Annotated in this window: 20 protein-coding genes; 12 read left to right on the top strand and 8 right to left on the bottom strand. The window is 35.1% G+C overall.

What is annotated here, in order from left to right; all coding sequences use genetic code 11:
• Positions 1-134: 134 nt before the first annotated feature.
• On the top strand, positions 135-707 hold the full coding sequence (locus ACMZ42_RS03810; RefSeq protein ID WP_415730633.1) for a TetR/AcrR family transcriptional regulator: 573 nt from the start codon (positions 135-137) through the stop codon (positions 705-707).
• 13 nt (positions 708-720) lie between these two features.
• Positions 721-1,143, top strand: a complete 423-nt coding sequence (locus tag ACMZ42_RS03805; protein WP_415730632.1) for a DUF5360 family protein — start codon at positions 721-723, stop codon at positions 1,141-1,143.
• Here ACMZ42_RS03805 and ACMZ42_RS03800 read toward each other — a convergent pair.
• The 5 genes from ACMZ42_RS03800 to ACMZ42_RS03780 all read right to left on the bottom strand — a co-directional run bounded on the left by ACMZ42_RS03800 (position 1,140) and on the right by ACMZ42_RS03780 (position 5,693).
• On the bottom strand, positions 1,140-1,322 hold the full coding sequence (locus tag ACMZ42_RS03800; RefSeq protein WP_370076509.1) for a hypothetical protein: 183 nt from the start codon (positions 1,320-1,322) through the stop codon (positions 1,140-1,142). The two genes, ACMZ42_RS03805 and ACMZ42_RS03800, sit on opposite strands and share 4 nt — an antisense overlap.
• 100 nt (positions 1,323-1,422) lie before the next feature.
• Complete coding sequence (locus ACMZ42_RS03795; protein WP_370076675.1) at positions 1,423-2,967, bottom strand: cation acetate symporter; 1,545 nt, start codon at positions 2,965-2,967, stop codon at positions 1,423-1,425.
• A gap of 8 nt (positions 2,968-2,975) precedes the next feature.
• Entirely contained in the window at positions 2,976-3,314 is a 339-nt protein-coding gene (locus ACMZ42_RS03790; RefSeq protein WP_415730631.1) for a DUF485 domain-containing protein, read from the bottom strand.
• Between the two features lie 489 nt (positions 3,315-3,803).
• Positions 3,804-5,357, bottom strand: coding sequence for a cation acetate symporter (locus ACMZ42_RS03785; RefSeq protein WP_370076505.1), 1,554 nt, complete (start codon positions 5,355-5,357; stop codon positions 3,804-3,806).
• On the bottom strand, positions 5,358-5,693 hold the full coding sequence (locus ACMZ42_RS03780; RefSeq protein WP_370076503.1) for a DUF485 domain-containing protein: 336 nt from the start codon (positions 5,691-5,693) through the stop codon (positions 5,358-5,360).
• A gap of 590 nt (positions 5,694-6,283) precedes the next feature.
• Between ACMZ42_RS03780 and ACMZ42_RS03775 the strand changes: the two genes are divergently transcribed.
• The 6 genes from ACMZ42_RS03775 to ACMZ42_RS03750 all read left to right on the top strand — a co-directional run bounded on the left by ACMZ42_RS03775 (position 6,284) and on the right by ACMZ42_RS03750 (position 14,228).
• Positions 6,284-6,871, top strand: a complete 588-nt coding sequence (locus ACMZ42_RS03775; RefSeq protein WP_415730630.1) for an SCO family protein — start codon at positions 6,284-6,286, stop codon at positions 6,869-6,871.
• 827 nt (positions 6,872-7,698) lie between these two features.
• A complete protein-coding gene (locus ACMZ42_RS03770) occupies positions 7,699-8,403 on the top strand; it encodes an ABC transporter ATP-binding protein (RefSeq protein WP_370076499.1) in 705 nt (234 codons plus the stop codon).
• A 2-nt stretch (positions 8,404-8,405) separates the two neighbouring features.
• Positions 8,406-10,730, top strand: a complete 2,325-nt coding sequence (locus ACMZ42_RS03765) for an ABC transporter permease (RefSeq protein WP_415730629.1) — start codon at positions 8,406-8,408, stop codon at positions 10,728-10,730.
• A 410-nt stretch (positions 10,731-11,140) separates the two neighbouring features.
• Complete coding sequence (locus tag ACMZ42_RS03760) at positions 11,141-12,100, top strand: 2-hydroxyacid dehydrogenase (RefSeq protein WP_415730628.1); 960 nt, start codon at positions 11,141-11,143, stop codon at positions 12,098-12,100.
• 43 nt (positions 12,101-12,143) lie between these two features.
• Positions 12,144-12,527, top strand: coding sequence for a cupin domain-containing protein (locus ACMZ42_RS03755; protein WP_415730627.1), 384 nt, complete (start codon positions 12,144-12,146; stop codon positions 12,525-12,527).
• Between the two features lie 447 nt (positions 12,528-12,974).
• Entirely contained in the window at positions 12,975-14,228 is a 1,254-nt protein-coding gene (locus ACMZ42_RS03750; protein ID WP_415730626.1) for an MFS transporter, read from the top strand.
• 119 nt (positions 14,229-14,347) lie between these two features.
• Here ACMZ42_RS03750 and ACMZ42_RS03745 read toward each other — a convergent pair whose 3' ends face one another.
• Entirely contained in the window at positions 14,348-15,202 is an 855-nt protein-coding gene (locus ACMZ42_RS03745; protein WP_415730625.1) for a LysR family transcriptional regulator, read from the bottom strand.
• Positions 15,203-15,363: 161 nt separating this feature from the next.
• On the opposite strand from ACMZ42_RS03745, the gene ACMZ42_RS03740 reads away from it, so the two are divergent.
• Positions 15,364-16,374, top strand: coding sequence for an NAD(P)H-dependent flavin oxidoreductase (locus tag ACMZ42_RS03740; RefSeq protein ID WP_415730624.1), 1,011 nt, complete (start codon positions 15,364-15,366; stop codon positions 16,372-16,374).
• Between the two features lie 91 nt (positions 16,375-16,465).
• Here ACMZ42_RS03740 and ACMZ42_RS03735 read toward each other — a convergent pair whose 3' ends face one another.
• Together ACMZ42_RS03735 and ACMZ42_RS03730 are read right to left on the bottom strand one after the other, a co-directional pair.
• On the bottom strand, positions 16,466-16,786 hold the full coding sequence (locus ACMZ42_RS03735; RefSeq protein ID WP_415730623.1) for a hypothetical protein: 321 nt from the start codon (positions 16,784-16,786) through the stop codon (positions 16,466-16,468).
• 147 nt (positions 16,787-16,933) lie between these two features.
• A complete protein-coding gene (locus ACMZ42_RS03730) occupies positions 16,934-18,547 on the bottom strand; it encodes a PucR family transcriptional regulator (RefSeq protein WP_370076487.1) in 1,614 nt (537 codons plus the stop codon).
• A 371-nt stretch (positions 18,548-18,918) separates the two neighbouring features.
• Between ACMZ42_RS03730 and ACMZ42_RS03725 the strand changes: the two genes are divergently transcribed.
• From ACMZ42_RS03725 to allC, 3 genes are all read left to right on the top strand, one after another.
• A complete protein-coding gene (locus ACMZ42_RS03725) occupies positions 18,919-20,541 on the top strand; it encodes a lactate permease LctP family transporter (RefSeq protein ID WP_415730622.1) in 1,623 nt (540 codons plus the stop codon).
• A gap of 112 nt (positions 20,542-20,653) precedes the next feature.
• Positions 20,654-20,887 (top strand): hypothetical protein, encoded by a 234-nt coding sequence (locus ACMZ42_RS03720; RefSeq protein WP_415730621.1) that lies wholly within the window; start codon positions 20,654-20,656, stop codon positions 20,885-20,887.
• Between the two features lie 423 nt (positions 20,888-21,310).
• Complete coding sequence (allC, locus tag ACMZ42_RS03715; RefSeq protein ID WP_415730620.1) at positions 21,311-22,540, top strand: allantoate deiminase; 1,230 nt, start codon at positions 21,311-21,313, stop codon at positions 22,538-22,540.
• Positions 22,541-22,563 lie beyond the last annotated feature (23 nt).

Genomic DNA, 22,563 nt, shown 5'->3' with positions numbered 1-22,563 from the left:
TGTTCATAGGAATCTCTCGCTATTAAGCGAAGTGGGGTAGTTTATTTGACATTATTTTCATTAGGTACTATCATTAAACGGAAAACAAGGAAAATAAAAATATTTTTTCATTTTCCTAAAGGCAGGTTATCACGTTGAAAGATAGAATTTTAAAGGTATCCATAAGTGAAGCTGAACGAAAAGGATTCCGGTTTACAATGGGGGATTTAGCAAAGCAACTAGGTATGAGTACTAAAACATTGTATGGATACTATCCCTCAAAGGAAGAACTACTAAATGAAATGATTGATCTAGCAATTGAAGAGCTGAAAATGAAAGAGAAAGAAATTCTGCATGATGCAACGTTAAATCTTGTAGAAAAACTACAAAAAAGTCTTGTACTAATTCCGGCTGATTTTAAGTTTGCTCAGCTCAAATATTTAGAGGAACTTCAACGATATTATCCAAAGCAATGGGAAACTCTTGATGAATTTATTCATGAACAATGGACAGGTATCTTTTCGTTGTTAGATGAAGGGATTGCTGCAAAAAAAATACGTCCCTTTAATAAAGAGATATTTATAGAAGTCTATATTGGAGGGCTTTATCGATTGATGGAACATGCATCGAAAAATAGAAATATGAGTTCGCTTCAGGATACAATGCAGGAAATGGTGGACATTCTTATGCTTGGGATTCTTAAAGATAACGTTCATGAAGAAAATTAAATGGGGGCTGTAAATGAGTAAAACTTTAAGATACCTATTTTTAGTGACAGATATCTTTTTTATAGTCTATTGGCTAGTCACCTTTTTTCATTTGATTCCAGAAGAGTATTTATATCAGGATTATCAAAATGAATTATTAGTTATATGGAATTGGTCGTTTTTCCCGCTAGATATTTTAATCTCAGTTACGGGTTTTATTAGTCTCTATCTATTTAAAATAAAAAATGAAAAGTGGAGAGCATTTGCCTTACTATCTCTGACACTAACATCTTGTTCTGGATTGCAGGCGATTGCTTTTTGGACAATAAAGCTTGATTTTGATCTTATGTGGTGGATACCTAACCTTTTTCTTTTACTGTATCCGTTGTACTTTATACCAAAACTGATTACTTCTAAACATCAAAATGTCTCATTACAAGCAAAACACAACCACTAATCGTCTTCAACGTGGTTGTGTTTTCTGTGCTTTGTAAAATTTTGTTCAATATTTTCTTTTTTCGTTTTCGTTACACGCTCATGTGTACTGAAAGGGGAAGATTGACGATTTTTTTCAACGTCCTTCCCTTTAGTGCGTTTTATATGCATGCGTTTCTTTTTTGCTTTTGAGTTTGTCATGTTACCTTACCTCCAACTATCATTTGTAAATATAGTACCGAATACGGAAGAAAAAGTAAAACCTCGTAAGTATTTAACTTACGAGGCGATTGTCCTATTATTAGTGAGATACGTCTTGTACAGAAATACCTGTGTTTGCTTTAACATCCACTTCACGATATTTCTTAGCATCTGATTCCTTAGAAAGTAATGTTCCGATGAGACCCCCAAGGAAGCCAAGTGGTACAGAAATTATTGCTGGGTTCGTTAACGAAATTAACGGATTCCCAACGAAAATTGCTTTTCCTTCAACTGGATTCCAAAGGTTTGGTGAAACTGCAACAAGAACTAAAGCAGAGATTAAACCTGTCAACATTGCTGTAATAGCACCAGCTGTATTAAAGCGTTTCCAGTAGATAGTATAGATGATTACAGGTAAGTTAGCTGAACCTGCAATACAGAATGCAAGTGATACTAAGAACGCTACGTTTAATGTTTGTGCACCAAGTGCTAAAAGGATTGAAATAACAGCGATTGTGATAGAACCGATACGAGCTGCAAGTACTTGCTCCTTCTCTGTGATTTTGCCTTTTTTAATGATTTGACCATAAATATCATGCGAAAGGGCAGATGCGCCAGAAAGTACAAGACCAGCTACTACCGCTAAGATTGTTGCGAAAGCTACCGCACATACGAATGAGAATAGAATGTCCCCACCAAGTGCTTCCGCGAGAAGTGGAGCAGCCATGTTACCCGCCGCGTTTGCTTCAATAATTGCTTCTTTACCAACGAATTTAGCTGCACCGAATCCTAAGAAGATTGTAAGAATGTAGAAGATACCTACAATCCAAGTAGCCCAAATAACAGAGGAACGAGCAGTTTTCGCATCTTTTACTGTAAAGAAGCGCATTAGGATATGTGGAAGACCAGCTGTACCTAATACTAAAGCGATTAACATTGAAATAGTATCAACGCCATTTTGATATTTAAGACCTGGGTTCAAATAAGCTGCACCGCTATCAGTTGCAGTTTCCATTTCTTTGAACATCGTTGCAATACTAAAGCCGAACTCTTTTAATACTAAGAATGAAATAATAACTGTACCTAACATTAAAAGACAAGCTTTAATAATTTGTACCCAAGATGTTGCAGTCATACCACCGAATAGTACGTAAGTCGTCATCATAAAACCTACGATTAGAACGGCAACCCAATAGTCGATTCCTAAAAGTAATTGAATAAGTGCTCCTGCACCAACTAGTTGTGCAATCATGTAGAATAAGACGATTGTAATAGTGCTTAAAGCTGCTGTACCACGAACTTTAGAGCTATCAAAACGCGCTGTGATCATGTCAGCTAATGTAAATTTACCAAGATTACGTAATGGTTCAGCGACGATGTATAGAACCACTAAGTAAGCTACTAAATAACCGATAGAGAAGAAGAATCCATCAAATCCAAATAATGCAACTGCTCCAGCGATCCCTAAGAAAGATGCTGCTGATAAGTAGTCACCAGCGATGGCTAGTCCATTTTGCCAGCCTGTTAACCCACCGCCTGCAGTATAGAAATCACTTGCAGAAGAAGTTCGTTTTGATGCCCACCATGTAATAACTAATGTTAAACCAACAATGGCTACGAAGAAGAATATGGCTGTAAAACTCATTCCGTTATTCATCGGCGGCCACCTCCGTTCTCGTATTCAGTGATAATCGCCTTTGCCTCTTTATCAAAGCTATTTGCTTTTGCTACATATAAGTGACATAAGCACCAAGTCATGATGAATAACCCTGCTGAATATACCCACACCCAAGTAATTTCCCCAAATGCCTTTTGGTGTAGTACTGTCGTGTACGAAGTAAGAATTGGAAGCAACATGTATGCTGCTAAGAAGAACACAGTCATTGACCAAAGAAATGATTTCTTTCTTCGCACAAGCGCTTTAAACGATTCTTGATTTGCAATCGCATCATAATCAATCATGATGCTCTTATTGCCTTGATTGTTCCCCATTAACATTCCCCATTTTGTGTTTATTTTTACTGCTTAAAGACTCAATTTTGCTAGATTAGTGAATTCACATCTTCATTTTATGAGACAGTTCACAAAATTGCAATACTTTTCAGAAAAAATTATAAAAAAATAGTTTTTGAAAAAATAGTCTTAAAAGAGAATATACAAGACAAATGTAAGAAATAAAAGGGTTTTGGAAAATTCTGATAAATAAATGAAGTTAGGTCAATTCTAGATTTCCGAGCGGAAAATATGGTTGAAATTTCAAAAGGGAAATGATTTTTTATAAAAAATAAACACTATTTACTCAGTGAAAATCGTTTTTTTTTGAAAGAGAATAGTATTGTTCGATAAATAAATTGGCAATTTTTTTATAATAAAAAGTTAAAAAACCCGATAAAAAATCGAGTTTTTTAACTTGATATTTTTATTATGAATGATAGGACGATTGATATAGCCTTTTGCAATTATTTGGATTGCAGAAAGTGATCAATGAGAGATATCAGAAACAGATACACCTGTGTTTGCTTTCACACGAATTTCCTTGTAAATACGATCTGCTTCTTCCTGTGGTACTTTGCTAGAAGATAGAACAGTGCCTAAATAACCTGCGATAAAGCCAAGTGGAATTGTAATGACCGCTGGAACTGCTAACGGTACGATAGGATTACCAACAAAAATAGCTGCACCTTCAACAGGACTCCATACATTCGGCCCCATAGCACCTAACACTAAACATGATACTAAACCAGTTACCATCGCAGTTATAGCACCTGTTGAATTGAATTTTTTCCAGTAAATTGTGTAAAGAATAACTGGTAAGTTTGCTGAAGCACCGATACAAAATGCAAAGGATACTAAGAACGATACATTCAAGTTTTGCGCAAATAATGCAAGGATAATGGATACAATGGCAATAGAAATCGAGCCAGTACGAGCGGCTACAACTTGTTGCTTTTCTGTTAATTTACCATCTTTAATGATTTCTCCATAAATATCATGGGAAATCGCAGAAGCTCCTGTTAAAACTAAGCCCGAAACAACTGCTAAGATGGTTGCGAATGCTACGGCACCGATAAATGCCATTAACACATCACCGCCCAAATAATTAGCAAGAAGTGGGGCTGCGGTGTTACCAGCTTTACTTTCAGCAAGAATTTTATCGATTCCTACAAAATTTAATGCGCCAAAGCCTAAGAAAATAGTTAATGAGAAGAAAATAGCTGTAATCCAAGTTGTCCATGAAATAGAAGAACGAGCAGTTTTGGCATCTTTAACAGTGAAGAAGCGCATTAAAATATGCGGTAACCCAGATGTACCTAAAACAAGCGCCATCATCATCGAAACCGAATCAATTGAACTTGTATATTTCATCCCTGGTACAAGGAATTTCTCGCCATGATCCACAGCGATCGTATCAAACATTTTCATAAGAGAGAAGTCGAATTTAATTAATACTAAAGTAGCTAATACGCCTGTCCCAAATAAAAGAAGGCTAGCTTTAATAATTTGCACCCAAGAAGTAGCTGTCATGCCACCGAATAATACATAAGTAGTCATCATAACACCTACGATTAACACTGCAATCCAATACTCAATACCAAATAATAGTTTAATAAGGGCACCTGCACCTACTAATTGTGCAATCATATAAAGGATTACGATGATAATTGTTCCTGACGCAGCAACCCCGCGAATGCGTTTTTCATTAAAACGGGCAGTAAGCATATCTGCTAAAGTATAACGACCTAAATTTCGCATCGGCTCCGCAATTACATAAAGAAGCACTAAGTTAGCTACTACATAGCCTACAGAGAAGAAGAAGCCATCAAAACCAGTTAATGCAATCGCACCGGACACGCCAAGAAATGCAGCGGCAGATAAGTAGTCACCAGCGATCGCAAAGCCATTTTGCCAACCTTTAAGACCACCACCAGCTGTATAAAAATCAGCCGCAGAAGATGTACGTTTCGCTGCGATATATGTTACTACAAGAGTTAAACCAACGATTGCTAAAAAGAAACCAACGGATACTAAGTTCATTTATTTTCCACCTTTCGCCTGATACTCAGCTAGTACTGCTGCCGCAGCTTTATCGAATGAAGAAGCTTTTTTCACATACACTGTACAAAGTACGATTGTCATAATGAATAATCCTGCTGAATAAACCCAAACACCCGTAATATTTCCGATAATTTTTTGTTGTAGTACAGGTTGGAAAGCGAGGATTGGTAACAAAATATAAAGTGTTAAAAATATTGCTGTAATCGAGAAAAGGAAGGTATTCTTCTTTTTCACGAACTTGTTGAACGATTCCATAGCTTCAATTGCGCTATAGTCAACTGAATCTATACTTTTGTTCTCAGAAATGTTTGCCATTATTATTCCCCCTAAAGTGATATATTTCTTTCTTAAACGACATATTTCTTTATTACTCGTCGTTATACTCACTTATTTTATGGGGAAGATTCTTATAATGCAATACTAAATTTTGAGTTTTTTAAATTTTTAATAACTTTTGAATCGTGGAAATAACGTAGAAATAATAAGGATTTAATAGAAATAATCCGTATGAAAGAGAATGGTATTTTTTTTATAGAATAATATTCCGATAATAGTTTAATGATGATAATTGTGAATGTAGAAGAAAATTTGAACATGAAAGAGAATTTTTAAGAATTTATTATTGTGTCTTCGTATAGAGGATTTGCTTGGAAACTAAAAAAACTTTGTTATATAACAATTATATGATGCCTTGGGAAATAACCAAAATAGTAAAAAACAGCTTTAATTAATTTTTTAAAAAAGTGTGAATTGTCCGGAATATACAGGATAGTAATATACCAAAATCGTACAATATACATTGAAATGACATAAAAAAATGAAAGGATAAGCGCATATCTTGTATTAAGTACCTATTATTTATACAATAAACAACGATGGTAAATTGAAGGGAAGTGAGCAAATATATGAAAAAGAAAAGTGCAATGCTCGTGTTGATACTAACATTAAGTAGCATTCTAACTGCTTGTGGAAGTTATAAATTTGAACCTGAAATGAACATAGAAGTACAGGATTTTTCGGTTACAAATCAAAAAAATGAAAAGGTTAGCCTTAATGACTTTAAGGGCAAGCCATGGTTAGCGATGTTCGTCTTTACTAATTGTAATACCATTTGTCCACCAATGACGTATAACATGACAGAGGTGCAAAAAGGGATTCAGGATAAGGGCGTGGAAGATTATCAAATTGTAGCTTTTAGCGTTGATCCTCAAGTGGACAAGCCAGAAGTTTTAACGAATTATTTGAAAACGTATTCAGTGCCTGACGAAAGCAAATGGCAACTATTAACTGGCTATGATCAAAAGTTTATTGAACAGTTTGCAATGAAATCGTTTAAATCACGCGTGAAAAATGATCCAAATACTGACCAAGTTGTACATATGGGAAGGTATTACTTAGTTAATGCTGATGGGATTGTTGTGAAGGATTATCCTGCTGTAACGGATGTACCAGTTGAGACGATTGCAGCAGATATGAAGGCGTTAACTAAATAATAAAAAATAACTCAGAGGTTGGAATGACTTCTGAGTTATTTTTTATGGCCGTAAATATGAAAGGGGTTCCACAATCTTATCAAAACGTTGAGGTGTTCGAGTACCTATCAATAAATTTGTTTTTTTTTTTTTAGAAACCTGAATATTAGTGTTAATAGTAGCAGAACAATTGGTGTCAGTTCGATGTATTTAAAAGCATTTACACGTATTTATAATTAGAATGAAGAAGTGAACTTCCTTCCGCCTTTTTCTGCTGTGATATGCGCATATCCTCACATTTGCCACAAAACATACTAGCTATAGTGATCAAAAGTAAAATCTATTCTAAGCCTCTAACATCTTCGTAACTCATCATTCAAACTTTAAATTACCGATAATTATATTATGTCTACTAAAAATCAAAACAAAAGAAACTGATGCATTTTACCCGTATGGGAAATCATTTCATAAATCTTCTATTTGATAAAATGTATTTTTTACCAAACGTGTATATATTTAATTTTATCAGCTTATATATTATTAGAATGATTTAACTGCTTTTGCTTGAGCCCGGACGAAATAATGCCGATTCATAACTGCCGTAAACATCATGAAACCTTCTTGAAGCCGTGAATCGTGTTGTGGTTGAAACTGCTACAGAGAATGGTAGATTGAATTTCTTTTTAAGTCGATATAAATCTCTAACATTTTACCGTGATTAACGGCTTCTTAATAAAGCCAATCAGCAAAAAGAAACAACTAAAGAGTAACTCTAAAATATACGACAAATGTTGTTTATTTTAGAGTTACTTGACGTTGATAAAAAATTATTTGAGGAGATGAAATAAATGAAAAAGCTGATCGAATTTAAAAATGTAACGAAAGAATACAAAATAGGAGAAGTCCCAATCAAGGCTCTGAATGGTGTTGATTTTTCCGTAAATGAAGGGGAATTCGTCGTTATTTTAGGGGCAAGTGGTGCGGGTAAAAGTACGATTTTAAATATTCTTGGCGGTATGGATACAGTTACCTCAGGGCAAGTCTTTGTTGGGAATCAAGAAATAACAAGGCTGAACGAAAAAAACTTAACTGAATATCGTGGTGAGAAAGTTGGCTTCGTCTTTCAATTTTATAATTTAATTTCGAATTTAAACGCTCTCGAAAATGTTGAATTCGCCACTGAAGTATGTAAAAACCATCTGGATGCTAAAGATATTTTACATAAAGTCGGATTAGCGGATCGTATTAAAAATTTCCCTTCCCAGCTTTCTGGAGGAGAGCAACAAAGAGTCGCTATAGCTAGAGCAGTTGCGAAAAATCCCTTACTTTTACTCTGTGATGAACCAACCGGCGCTTTGGATTATGTAACTGGCAAGTCTGTATTAAAGCTTCTGCAAGATTTAAACAGGGAAACAAAGAAATGTGTTGTTTTAGTCACACATAATTCTGCCATTGCTCCTATGGCTGACAAAATTATTAAAGTAAAAAGCGGAATGATCGAAAGCGTTACGATCAATGAGGAAAAACAAAGTGTTGAAGGGATTGAGTGGTAATCATGAAATTGTTTTTAAAATTATTGAGGGACATCAAACAGTCTATGGGGCAATTTATAGCCGTTGTGATTGTTATCGCAGTAGGTGCTTTTTTCTACGCGGGACTAGTAACCTACAGCAATAATCTTAATGCGTATACGAAGGATTACTTTCAAAAACATAATTTAAGCGATTTAAATGTGTACTACAGTCAACTTTCTAAAAATGATGTCACCCGGTTAAGTAAAATTGAAGGTATCCATAAAATCGAAGGACGTTATACCTTTGATGGTACGCAAAGCTTTGAAGATTACAAAACGTCATTAAAAATTCATTCGATCCCTGACAACAATGAAATAAATACGCCTACTATAACTGAAGGTAGTATCCCATTAAAAAAGGATGAGATTTTATTAGATTCTCATTATGCAAAAGAACATCATTATCGTGTCGGCGATCAAATCACGATAAATGCGAATGAAAGCAGTTTTAACTTTACGATTAGTGGCTTAGGTGAAAATGTTGAACATGCAAAAAAGAATGACATTCAAGACCATAAAACATATGGAGTCGCTTATATTGCTGAAGAGTCATTACCCGAAATCTTAAATGGCTTTTACTTTAACGAAATCATCGTGGATGCTACAGAAGGTTACGATATTGAAAAGTTAGGCAAATCAATTGAAGAACAGTCCAAGCAACTCAGCTATTTAGATCAAATAAGTAAGGAACGGACTTTCAACTATTCTAAAATCAATCAAACGATTAATAATAATAACTTAATGAGTAAAGTTATACCTTTAGTACTTTTTTTGATTGAAGCGATTATCCTATTTCTCGCCATGTCGAGGACGATCGCTTCTCAACGGAATCAAGTTGGTATTATGAAGGCTTTAGGTGTAAAAAACAGCAACATTATGCTTCACTATATGGGATACCCTGTGCTGGCAGGTATACTAGGCTCCATCATTGGTTGTGTAATTGCCGTTTTTGTATTTATTCCTTTAGTAACTAAGTCGTGTGCAAGGGCCTACTCTTTGCCTGACATAACATTCTCACTCTCTCTATTTTCGATCATTCCACCGATTATTTTCTCCAGTGCTTTCGGGGTTCTGTCATGTTACTTAAGCGGTAGAACTATATTAAAAGAACATGCGGCTCAGGCTATGCGTCCTAAACCGCCAAAGAAGATGAAAAAGCTCTTGATAGAAAGAATTCCAGGTCTATGGAGTCATATTTCCTATAGTTATAAACTCATTCTGAGAAATATATTTTTAAATAAACAAAAAGCATTAGCAAGTTCAATTGGTGTTGTTGTAAGCACCGTTTTATTGATTACTGCTTTCGGTACTCAAGCTTCCTTACTAAAAGTAGCAGACCAAATTGAAGATGTTTATACTTATGATTTAAGAGTCGATTATACGATGGGCACAAATTTTAATACGCTAAAACTACCTTCTGAAATTAAAACTAGTTATTTGTTATCCACTCTTCCTATTGAAATGATAAAAGATAATGACAAAGAAAGCGCCAATTTAGTTGTTACTGAAAAAGAAAACAATCTCATTCATTTCTTTGACGAAAATGACAATAGGATATCTTTAGAAAATAACGGTGTGCTTGTACCCAAATCTTACGCTGACAAATATCATATTTCTAAAGGGGATCGTATCAACATAAAGTTTACAGCGCCAGAGCTAAAAGACACTTCTGTAGAAATGAAGGTTTTAAATATATCTACACAGTATTCGAATCCATCATTTTATAGTACACCAGAGTACTTAAAGAGCTTTAACATAGACTACAATCCAACCTCACTTTTAGTTCAAACAAATAACTCTACAGATGCTATGAGCGCTCATAAGTTTTTTGGAAAAGATCGCCGTGTAGATACAATTGCAAATAAGAATGATTTAAAAAAATCAGCTCAATACATTGTGAAACAAAACAGTTTTGTATTTATCATGTTTATCACAAGCGCCATCATACTGTCCTTTGGCGCCATCTATACGATATCCTCCATCAACATATATGAAAGGAATCGTGAGCTAGCAACACTGAAAGTACTAGGCTATCAAAAAAATAAAATAAACAGATTAATATTTTTGGAAAACATTATCCTAACGACATTTGCGGTCATTGTAGCTTTACCAATCAGTGGCTATGTCTATCAAATTATAGTAAAGGCTCTATCAAGCACCCATCAACAAATCCCAGATAAATTAAATATGTTTATCATATTAATCTCTATAATTGTCGCGTTCTTACTTACTATAGTGTCTAACTTACTTCTTAGAAGGAAAGTGACGAAAATAAATATGATTGAATCGCTTAAAAGTGTGGAATAGAGTTTTTGTGGTAAAGGTGTAAAATGGTAACCTTAATCAAGGAGCATCGATTGCCTAAAGATGTAGACAAAGAACGATGTGTGGTTAAATACACGATTATAATGTAACGAATCAGTCCGATTCTCTTTGGGCTGATTTTTTAATTTGGACGAAAGCTTTTGTTAAAAATATGTAATGTCGTTTGTATTTTTGTTAAAAGTGAACAATGTTATTTAATAACTCATATCATACAATCAGATTAAGCAAATAGAATAAAAATATGAAAAAAACGGGAGTGTTAAACTATGTAAATACTATATTTTTTGTGCGAAGTATACAAAATAATAAAAGAAGTGTGATCTCTCTTTTCTAACGATGGTCACTAGTTAATCAACAGACGTATTCGACAATAATAGGAGGGAATGGATTGTATGTTAGTAAAATTATTAGAACCATTAAATGTTCCAGATTCGATCATTGAAAAATTAGCGGAACCAATCAAACAGGGCGGTCATGAATTTGTATATTACAACGAAAAAACTACTGATTGGGCAGAATTAGCAAGTCGTAGTGAAGGTGCAGATGTTATTATGATTGCGAATAATCCTTATCCTACAGAAGTAATTGATCAAAATGACAAGTTAAAATTAATCAATGTTGCCTTTACAGGGGTTGATCATGTAGGTATCACTCAAGCTAGAAACCAGGATATTATGGTATGTAATGCAGCTGGATATGCGAATCAAGCGGTTGCGGAATTAACAATTGGCTTAGTATTAGATGTATATCGTCGTATTACTAAGGGTGATAGTGAAAATCGTGCCGATAATTTCCCAGGGGCATTCCAAGGTAGTGAAATTAAAGGTAAAACAGTTGGTTTGATTGGTACAGGTAAAATTGGATTAATGACTGCCCGATTGTTTAAAGCATTTGGTGCAAACTTAATCGCTTCAGATCAATCCAGCAGAAATCCAGAAGCTAAAGATTTAGGTATCGAGTATATGGAATTAGATGAGTTATTAGCACAATCTGATATTGTGTCATTACATATTCCATTACTACCAAGCACGAAAGGATTAATTTCTAAAGAAAAATTACAATTAATGAAGAAATCAGCCATTTTAATCAACTGTGCACGAGGACCAATTGTTGATAATGACGCATTGGCGGATGCATTAAATGAAGGGCGAATAGCAGGAGCCGGTATCGACGTATTTGATATGGAACCGCCTATACCAGGAGACTATAAACTATTACACGCCAAAAATGTAATTTTAACACCACATGTAGGTTTCTTTACTGACGAGGCGATGGAATTGCGTGCTGAAATTGCATTCGATAACACCATTGCATTTTTAGAGGGTAAACCCCAAAATATTATTAAACGCTAAATAATGTGGGTTTTTTGAAAATTTGAAACAAGGAGAAAATACAATGACATTAAAAAAAAGAGCAAGAAAAGATTTAAAAAATCGTATTTTCCATTGGCCAGATATTCAAGAGTTTAGAGAAGAAGAAGCGACAAAACATATTTTCTATGAAACACTTAATACTGTAGGAGCTGTTTGGTGTATGCATCCAGGACAAGATTTGCCAATTCACTCGCACGAGAAAGCTGATGATATTTGGATTGTTGTAGAAGGAACAGCAGATTTTTATCCAGAGTGTGGTGAAATGGTTCAAATTAAAGCTGGTGATGTTGTTGTTGCACGTGCGGGTGAAAAGCACGGAATGACTAATAATTCTGATAAAGATTTTGTTATGTTAGGGATTGCGGGTCCGACACCAATCGGTTTTATTCCGCATAAACATCATTAAGTGAAATAGCACGTCTGTTGATTAACTAGTTTTCATAGTATAAAAAGAAAGATTCCTCCTTGTAGAAGCAATACCTACAAAGGGGGAATCTTTCATGCCATCATAATAAATTGTCATACCTCAATAAAACTTTATATTATAATGTGTTGCACTGTAAATATAGGTCAGTCCGATAACCTTAAGGGTAATCGGGCTTATTTTTTGTTTGTTGCACCTACCTTGCTGTGCAGAGAGTTATCGAGGGTGCAAAAGTACTACGTAGAGATCAGTTAGCGAGAATATCATAAGTCACACTTTTATAAATATTTTAAGTATATGCTTTTGTCTAAAATGTGCAAATCCATTTCTGTTTTTGTTAAAAGTGAACAATGTTATTTACTTACTCATAACCTAAAATTAACTTAAGCAATACATAAGTAAAAAAACGAAAAATAGGAGTGTCATATTATGGGACAAACAGTTAAAAATGACCCGAATTATTACAAAAAAATAATTGTTGCACTGTGCTTAGGTTGGGTAGTTATTTGGATTTATCGTACAATACTTACGCCCATATATCCACAAATTCAAGAATCGCTAGGGAATATTAGCGATACTCAGGTCGGACTAGTTGCTTCTATTTACTTTTTTGCCTATACAGGTATGCAAATTCCATCAGGTATACTAGTTGATAAATTTGGTCAAAAAAGAGTATTAATCCCTGCGTTTATCGTTTTTGCATTAGCGGCATTTGTCATTGGGACAAGCTCGACAATCACTCAAGTTTATATAGGCGCCTTATTGGCAGGTCTTTCGACTGGTTCATACTATGGTGCAGCGTTCTCCTTATCAGCTAAATATATGCCTAAAGATAAGAAAAGTTTTTCTAATGCGATCATCAATAGTGGTGCAGCATTAGGTATGGTCATTGGTCTAGTAGGCTCATCTGTTTTAGTTGGTGGTCTTGAAATCAAATGGAATTACATGCTTTATATCACATCTATCTTAATAGTAGCTGTAACATTTGTGTTTGCTTTGTTTGTTAAACAAGACAAAAAATCACCTACAGAAGGAACATCTGAAGATAAGAAAATAGCACAAGACGCAGATTCTCAAGGCATGAATTTATTCTCACCAAAACAATTAGTCATTTATTTCGTCTATTTTGCAACATGTTATGGCTACTACATGATTGTGACATGGTTACCATCATTCCTTGTCGCAGAAAAAGGATTCGAACAAGGTTCAGTAGGCTATGTAGCTGCTTTAGTCGCCATCACAGCAGTTCCTGGTGCATTAATATTTTCTAAATATATTGATAAAAATGCACATATGCGTCTGAAATTAATTTTATTCTTGTTAATTGGTGCAGCTGTAACAATTAGTTTAACCGTGTTTGCACCTAATCCTTCAGTGCTTTATGTTGCGCTTATTTTATATGGATTACTAGGAAAACTTGCAATTGATCCAGTTTTAATAACATATGTATCTGATTCAGTACCTTCAGATAGAGTTGCTAAAGCATTAGGTTTCTTTAACTTCTTTGGTATGAGTTCATCAGTTGTTGCGCCAACGCTTACTGGTTATATTGGTGATATCACTGGAACGAAGGTATTAGCATTCTATATTGCAGCCATACTTCTTGCAGTAGCAGCGATTCTATTTTTCCTTGTCGTAATGTTACGAGAGAATAAAGCAACCTCACCCCTAACGAATGAATAAAGCAAAGCTACCTATCAGTGGAGATTTTCCCCATATCCCGCTGATGGGTAGCTTTGTGATTGTCCTCTAAACATTTCTTTCCCTAAAAAATAAGGCTGTTTTCGTATAGATTGTTGCTGTTAATTTTTATTTTTTGATATCATTTTTTCGAAATGCAGCAATGATATAGAAGGGTTATCTACATGCGAAATAAATTGCGTTTCAATAAACGAAAATTCTTTTGGTAAAGGCACGAATTGTAACTCATAGTAACGAACATAGCGTTCATAAACAGATCTGGGTAGAAGAGTGATGCCTAAACCTGCTGCCACACAACCTAAAATGGCTTCTAAAGAGCCGAGTTCCATTATGCGATAGGATTTAACCTTTTGATGCCGTAAATATTTTTCTAGCTGAAAACGATACGAGCATCCAGCTCGAAAAACTAATATATTCGTATTTTCTATAGAAACGTACTTTGTATGGCCTGGATAAATCAAAACCATCTCTTCAACAAATACTGTTTTACTTTGTAACAAACTATGCTGAATAGGTCCTGAAATAAAGGCACCGTCAAGTTCATAATTTAAAACCTTATCAATTAAAATCGCAGTTGGATTCGTTTTTAAATTTAATGCAACATTTGGATACATTGTGCAGAAATCAGATAAAATAGTAGGTAAATGAACTGCTGCCGTCGTTTCAATCGATCCTATTAGTAAGGAACCAGTGGGATTTTCTTGATCTTGCATTGCATTTTCCGCCAGTTCCATCGTTTTGAATATTTGCATCGCATAATGGTACAATTCTTCCCCTTTCGGCGTGACACTACAGCCTCTATTATGACGATAGAGGAGTTTTGTTTGTAATTGTTCCTCTAACTTATGGATTTTTATCGTAGTGTTTGATTGCGAATAATTTAGCCTTTCCGCAGCCTCTGAAATACTCCCTAATTCTACTACGAACCGAAATGCTTTTAATGCTTCAATATCCATGATCTCACCTCTGATATTGATATTATCAATACCTAGTATACAAAATTCAAATTATATTTAATACCTAAAAATTGATAAGATTTAACAGTGGTAGACATGTGAAAGTACTACTAGCTGTCACAATACAAAATCTTATTTATATAAAGAAGGGAAAATGATATATGATTTTTAGCGAATTACGTTATCCTATTATTCAAGCACCAATGGCGGGAGGAGTAGCCACTGCTAAATTAGCAATCGAGGTTTCTAAAAATGGTGGACTCGGTTTTTTAGCAGCAGGATATAAAACGTCCGATGTTTTAGAAAATGAGATAAAAGCCTGTATAGAGGCAAATGTATTATATGGGGTTAATCTATTTGTACCTTCAAATGAAATGCTCGATGAGGCTGCATTAAAAACATATAAAAAACAATTAGAAAAAGATTTTTCAATGTCATTACCTGTAATGGAATGGTCGGACGATGAATGGCTTGAAAAGCTGGCTTTGATAGAAAAATATAAAGTACCGTTTATAAGCTTCACATTTGGTTGCCCAGAAGAGCAGATTATAAAAAGATTACAAAAAATAGGCTGCAAAATTATTGTGACCGTTACAAATATAGAAGAAGCAAGAATCGCATATGAAAGATCGGCAAATGCCATTTGTGTACAAGGTATAAATGCAGGTGGGCATCGTGGAACATTTCAAAATACAAATTCGCAAAATTACGAACCTTTACACGAATTAATTATAAAAGTTAAGAATGCAGTAAATATGCCTATCATTGCAGCTGGAGGTATTATGACAGGACAACAAATAAAAGTTTTATTAATTGCTGGAGCAAGTGCTGTTCAATTAGGAACTGCATTTATTTGTTGCGATGAAAGTGGTGCGAATGAAGTATACAAACGAGCGTTGATAGAAGGACATTTTCAAGAAACAGTATTGACCAAGTCATTCACAGGTAGACTAGCAAGAGGTTTATCTAATGAATTTATGAAAAAATATGAACTTCAAGCACCTAATGTGTATCCAGCTTTGCATTATTTGACGCAGCCGATTCGGAAACAGGCATTAGAAAATGAAAACCCACAAGCTATGTCTTTGTGGGCAGGCACAGGATTTAAGATGATACAGGCATTACCAGTGAAGGATTTGCTAGAAAAACTAGTAGAAGAAGCGAATTTGTAAATTAAGAACATAACTCATAATATGTTGGAAGCTAATAACAATGGATGAACACATTAATATATTAACTGGCAACAAACTTTACGAAAATAGCCTAATTTTTTTTAGCTGTTTTATCACGATTAATAATTATTGTTAGAGCATTTAATAGAATCGTGCTGATTAATAAGAAGGTAACAGCAAATACTGAACTACTAGTTGTATCCATAAGAGCAGACCAATCCTCAATCTCAACTAGATGATGATTATAAAATAATTGGAAACTTATCGATATAGCACAGGCGCTGAGACTTAAAGTAGAAATAATTAATCTATAATTGCGGACTTGTTTATGCGTACTCAAAAGACTACCAATTGGTAACAGAAGTGCTATTACTCCAAGTACAAGGCTTCCAAGATTAAGTAAACCGTTCATAATACATTTCACCCCTTTTCAAATTAGATAACGAAATAGATTGGAAAATGTTTCTTGTTAATATTTTTGAATTTATTAAGTTTGTGACCATGAAAATAAAATCCCGCTAAAAAGCATTCCTATCAGCTTTTTAGCGGGATTTTAAGTTTAAAATGTTATTTTCTCTGATGCAAATAACGCTAATCGTATATCCAATGAAGTATCAGGTGCATCGATTGGCTGACCTAAAATTTCTTCGCATTTTTTAATACGATATTTTACCGTATTACGATGGATATATAAATCTTCAGATGTCTTTGTAAGATCACAATGATTCGCCAAATAAATTTCTAAAGTATGTTTTAGTTCTTTCACTTTCGTTGTCTTTGGATAGGCTAATGAACCTAATGTGTATGTGATAAACGGTTTTAATTTATTGGCCGGAATGAGTTGTAATAATTCTTCCACACTTTTAGATTTATAGAGTTCTATATATCCAACTTCATCACTTTCAAACTTATGATCAAAAGCTTCATTCGCTTCGAAATAAGATAGCGGTAACTGTGAGAATTCAGTGACCTCATTACCAATGCCAAATGAAAGTGTGCTATTAAATAATTTTTGATACTCTTTTTGAAGATACTTGCAGTAATCTAAATAATATTGATGTTTAGTTTGTAAAAGTATCGTAAACCGATGATTACCTGGAGACATATATAAACTGATAGACGGATCAATGTCAATCAACTTATGCGTTAGCCATTCAAAAGTCATTTGATAGCGCTCATTCAAATAGATATTATTTTCTACATTTTTCTCTTTATCAATCGCACAAATTATCACTTGGTAGAAGTTTGATGTTTGGATATGATGCTTTTTCAAAAACTCAGGATGTTGCTTGACTGACATAAGATTATCAGGATGTTCAGACATGAGTGTTTCGAAAAATCGGTTTACCTCTTGTTGTTCCGCTTCTTTAATTTTACTGTTTTTATAAATGGCGAGACTGAGTGTATTTACGGCTTGTTCTATGGCAAGCAAACTAAATGGATAAGTAAGCGTATTGACATTTGAAACCATCAGATAATATGGGAAATATTTAAAAGCTGGCACCTCAAATATAATATGTTCTTCTTGGAAAGATGCACGATTATTAGGCGGAATGTGCTTGGAATTTAAAGATCTTTTGAAGTAACTAAGATTTTTTTGAACCTGTTCTGAGTGTTCTTGGAAGTGATGGCTCATCGATTTAATTTGATAAAAAGGATTTAAGAGCATTACAGGGACACGGAGGAGCCTACTCATCCGTTCAATCATCATTTCCAAGCTTAAACCTCTCATAAGCATTGTATTTAATTCTTGTTGGATATCTAAAGCAAAATATAATTTTTCAGTTTCTTCATCCAAGATATAGGATGAAATATGATGAGTGATCGATCCAAGATTCCAACTTTCGGGGATTCTGATAATTGGGAATTTTAATTTGTTCGCAAACTCTATCACTTCATCGTCAATTTTTTCTAAAAATCGGGATAATTTAATACCTATGCCAGCAACTTGTATATCATTTAATTCTCGAATGAGATCCATTAATCCGGATTGATCGTGCTGATAATTCATACCCGTTGTAACGATAAATGAATGTGGTGCAGTGAAATTTTGGATATCAGGCGTTTCTGTAATATCGACCATTTCTACTTCTCTTTCTAAATCGCCTTCACCATTTAACAATGTTAAATCAGAAAATTGTTGGACAGACATGATTTCTTTTAATGTTGTCAAAGAATCATCTCCTTTATCTTTGTTAGAAAAAGCCAAAATAAAACTTAAATATGTAAGATGCTACAAGGATAACCTATAAATCTGATTGTATACTATTTTTGAAGGTTATTATACGTATAGTCCTTTATTTCAAAATATCAAAGGAGAATTATGTGACAAATTCGGGGTAATCAACGGAATTCTTCGATTTTTGACAAGAGCGTGACAGCGAGGGAAGCATGCCAAAATTCATTTATTTACAATTACGACTTCGTACGAAGGAAATGAGGTAGTCGATGGATAATGCTACAAATCTAGTAGATATGTACATATCAGCTGAGGAATATCTAAATTATTTTTGAAATTAACTACTTTAGAAAGAAGTGACAACGATGTGGTATCAACAATATAATCCACTTGGAAACGAAATAGTGAGCGGAATTATAGCCTTTCTTCCTATTCTTTTATTTCTACTAAGCTTAACAATCTTTAAATTAAAAGGGGTTTATGCAGCAGCATTAACTTTAGGTGCTACTATCATCATTTCAGTCGGAGTCTTCGACATGCCGATCGCTAAAGCCTTCGGGGCAATTCTCCTCGGAACAGGCAAAGCACTTTGGCCAATCGGTTATATCGTCATTATGGCTGTATGGTTGTATAAGATTTCTGTACAAACCGGTAAATTTGAAATTGTACGTGGTAGTATAGCGAATATTACAGAGGACCAAAGACTTCAATTATTGCTCATTGGCTTTTGTTTTAATGCCTTCTTGGAAGGAGCGGCAGGATTAGGTGTTCCAATCGCTATTTGTGCAGCATTACTTGTGACTCTTGGTTTTCATCCAATAAAAGCAGCTGGACTTTGCCTCATCGCCAATGCCTCTACAGGTGCATTCGGTACAGTTGGAATTCCGGTTATTACAGGTGCCGAAGTTGGAGGTATGGAAACATTAGATCTTTCAAGAATGACGGCATTGATTTTACCATTGATTTCATTTCTTGTACCATTTCTCCTCATCTTTATTTTAAATGGCCTCAAAGGAATAAAAGAAATATTCCCAGCTATTTTTCTTGTCAGTAGTGTATTTTCAGTGCTTCAACTACTAACGATTGCTACTATAGGGCCTGAGCTTGCGAACATTATTCCATCTTTAATTAGTATGGTGGTGTTAGCCGCATTTTTAAGAAAATGGCAACCTAAAACGATTTATCATGAACCTGGGGTAGAAGTAACAGGTACTTTAAAAAAATATACTATGAAAGAGATTTTGGTAGCGTGGTCACCATTTTATTTGCTTACCGGTGTCATAGCTGTTTGGAGCTTCCCTGCATTTAAAAATTTATTCGTAGATGGTGGTGCACTGGATTTTACAACTATAGCTTTGAAAATTCCTGGACTACATGATGAAATCATTCGTACACCACCAATCGTAACAGAAGCAAATTCTATGCCAGCCATCTTACAACTTAACTTTGTTTCTGCAACAGGAACGGCGATTTTATTGGCAATCATTTTAACCAGTGTGCTTTTTCCTGCGTTAAACATAAAACAAACCGTAAATTTACTAGGTGACACCATTAAAGAACTGTGGTTACCGATTTTTACGATCGTTCTTGTCATGGCTTTCGCAAATCTATCTGATTTTTCTGGACTTAGTACATCTTTAGGACTGGCGCTTGCAAAAACGGGTGACTTCTTTCCATTTGTGAGCCCAGTATTAGGTTGGATTGGTGTCTTTCTCACTGGATCTGTTGTTAATAATAACGCTCTATTTGGTAGCTTGCAGGTAGTAACTGGAACGCAGATTGGGATTTCACCATCCTTACTGATGGCAGCCAATACAGCTGGAGGAAGCGTAGCAAAATTGATTTCACCACAGTCTATTGCTATTGCAGCAGCAGCCGTTAATCAGACCGGGAATGAATCAAAAATCTTTCAATATACATTACGATATAGCTTAGGGTTGCTTCTTCTCGTTTGTATCATGACACTTTGCTTATCATTTTTCCTATAATGATTTGAAAATGAATACACCGCATGGTAAATCAGAGTTTTCTCATTGATTTACTATGTGGTTTTGTTTTTATGTTTGGATAAATTCAGTGCCCTTTAACTGATGTTGCTGATTGGAGTCACTAGAAAAGCTGGAACTTGCTCCGAAAATAATAAATCCGATTGCTTCTCACGCCTGCCTGCTTGAGAAGATCGTCGCAAAAACGACAGAATGCGCCGCTAACCAAACGAGAATCGCCACTAAAACATCGAATTCCGCCGCTAACCAAACGAAGATCGCTGCTAAAACGAAGTTCCGCCGTAAACCAAGAGAAGATCGTCGCAAAAACGTCGAGTTCTGCCGCTAGCCAAGAGAAGAACGCCGCTAAAACATCAAGTTCCGCCGCTAACCAAGAGAAGTCCGCCGCAAAAACGTCGAGAATCGCCGCTAACCAAGAGAAGTCCGCCGCTAACTAAGAGAAGAACGCCACTAAAACGACAAGTACCGCCTAACTAAGCGAAGTTCGCCGCTAAAACATCAAGTTCCGCCGCTAACCAGGAGAAGAACGCCGCTAATACATCAAAATGCGCCGCTAACTAAGCCTAGACGTAATCGAAGCCAACAACTTTATTTTTTCATTCTAGACATTTTGCCTTTAAACTAACAAACAACTTAAATTAATTTGTTGATAATGCATAAAAAGACCATCCATTATTGTTCGTTATGTCAATGAATGGTTGTGAGTAAGGTCCTATAATGAAGGTAAGTTAGAGGAAGGAGTGAAAGAGTAATGGATATTCAATCAACTTTTGAATCGTTAGATAAGAAATTCACCAGTTTTGGTGGTTTACAACAAGGTGGAATTACACGTCTATTATATTCTCAAGAATGGAATGATGCTGTTCGTGAGCTGGAAACAACATTCATAGAAGCAGGATTCGAAGCAAGTTTCGACGATATCGGCAACTTAACTGGGCGACTTATTGGAAGTAAATATCCAGAAGAAACGATTTTAACGGGATCACATATTGACACAGTAGTTGAAGGTGGTCATTTAGATGGGCAATTCGGCATCTTATCTGCACTTGTGGCTGTGAGTTATTTAAAAGATAAATATGGTCAACCACTCCGATCATTAGAAGTATTATCGCTTGCGGAAGAAGAAGGTAGTCGATTCCCTTACACATTTTGGGGTAGCAAAAACTTCTTTAACTTAGCTAAAAAATCGGATGTCGACACAATTGAAGATGCTGAAGGTATTAAGTTCGAAGATGCGATGCGCAAATCCGGCTTTGATTACCGAAAAACTACTGACGTTCGTAATGACATCAAAGCATTTGTTGAATTGCATATTGAACAAGGGAAAGTGTTAGAGACAGAAAACAAAACAATCGGTGTGGTCAATGGAATCGTCGGCCAGAAACGGTACACAATCAACTTAAAAGGCGAAGCGAACCATGCTGGGACTACGCCAATGTCATTACGTCGCGATACAGTTGTTGCCTATAGCGAAATTGTCACAGATTTAACGAAACGTGCAAGAGAAGTTGGAGAACCACTTGTGTTAACGTTCGGCCATGTCGTACCTGTTCCAAACACAGTAAATGTAGTTCCTGGAGAGATTTCGTTCTCAGTAGACTGTCGTCATATTGATCAACAACTATTAAATGATTTTGCGACAGAAATCGAAGACAAAATTAAAGCAGTCGCTACCGCAAATAACATGACTTATGACATTCATTTGTGGATGGATGAGACACCAACATTGATGGATGAAAAAATCGTTCAAATAATTGAACAAGCAGCCAAGGATAATGTAGGTGATCAATATAAAGTGATGCCATCTGGTGCAGGACATGACTCACAAATATTTGCACAATATGTTCCAACAGCCATGTTGTTTGTACCTTCTATAGATGGAATTAGCCACAATATAAATGAAGAAACGAAGATAGCTGACCTCGTTAAGGGGATTGAAGTATTGATAGATGTATTGTTTGAACTAGCGTATAAAGAATAAATAATGTGAAGGAGTCAGAAATT

Source organism: Lysinibacillus sp. NPDC056185, from assembly GCF_047737915.1.
Taxonomy (GTDB): Bacteria; Bacillota; Bacilli; order Bacillales_A; family Planococcaceae; genus Lysinibacillus.
Note: the sequence above shows the minus strand (reverse complement) of the source record. Positions and strands in the feature narration are given on the sequence as shown.

Bases quoted from the DNA above. Each gene is read 5' to 3' on its own strand.
- ACMZ42_RS03750 (WP_415730626.1), top strand. From the start codon at position 12,975: ATGGGACAAACAGTTAAAAATGACCCGAATTATTACAAAAAAATAATT.
- ACMZ42_RS03740 (WP_415730624.1), top strand. From the start codon at position 15,364: ATGATTTTTAGCGAATTACGTTATCCTATTATTCAAGCACCAATGGCG.
- ACMZ42_RS03760 (WP_415730628.1), top strand. From the start codon at position 11,141: ATGTTAGTAAAATTATTAGAACCATTAAATGTTCCAGATTCGATCATT.
- ACMZ42_RS03775 (WP_415730630.1), top strand. From the start codon at position 6,284: ATGAAAAAGAAAAGTGCAATGCTCGTGTTGATACTAACATTAAGTAGC.
- ACMZ42_RS03725 (WP_415730622.1), top strand. From the start codon at position 18,919: ATGTGGTATCAACAATATAATCCACTTGGAAACGAAATAGTGAGCGGA.
- ACMZ42_RS03755 (WP_415730627.1), top strand. From the start codon at position 12,144: ATGACATTAAAAAAAAGAGCAAGAAAAGATTTAAAAAATCGTATTTTC.
- ACMZ42_RS03765 (WP_415730629.1), top strand. From the start codon at position 8,406: ATGAAATTGTTTTTAAAATTATTGAGGGACATCAAACAGTCTATGGGG.
- ACMZ42_RS03745 (WP_415730625.1), bottom strand. From the start codon at position 15,202: ATGGATATTGAAGCATTAAAAGCATTTCGGTTCGTAGTAGAATTAGGG.
- ACMZ42_RS03735 (WP_415730623.1), bottom strand. From the start codon at position 16,786: ATGAACGGTTTACTTAATCTTGGAAGCCTTGTACTTGGAGTAATAGCA.
- ACMZ42_RS03785 (WP_370076505.1), bottom strand. From the start codon at position 5,357: ATGAACTTAGTATCCGTTGGTTTCTTTTTAGCAATCGTTGGTTTAACT.
- ACMZ42_RS03770 (WP_370076499.1), top strand. From the start codon at position 7,699: ATGAAAAAGCTGATCGAATTTAAAAATGTAACGAAAGAATACAAAATA.
- allC (WP_415730620.1), top strand. From the start codon at position 21,311: ATGGATATTCAATCAACTTTTGAATCGTTAGATAAGAAATTCACCAGT.
- ACMZ42_RS03795 (WP_370076675.1), bottom strand. From the start codon at position 2,967: ATGAGTTTTACAGCCATATTCTTCTTCGTAGCCATTGTTGGTTTAACA.
- ACMZ42_RS03805 (WP_415730632.1), top strand. From the start codon at position 721: ATGAGTAAAACTTTAAGATACCTATTTTTAGTGACAGATATCTTTTTT.
- ACMZ42_RS03790 (WP_415730631.1), bottom strand. From the start codon at position 3,314: ATGGGGAACAATCAAGGCAATAAGAGCATCATGATTGATTATGATGCG.
- ACMZ42_RS03800 (WP_370076509.1), bottom strand. From the start codon at position 1,322: ATGACAAACTCAAAAGCAAAAAAGAAACGCATGCATATAAAACGCACT.
- ACMZ42_RS03780 (WP_370076503.1), bottom strand. From the start codon at position 5,693: ATGGCAAACATTTCTGAGAACAAAAGTATAGATTCAGTTGACTATAGC.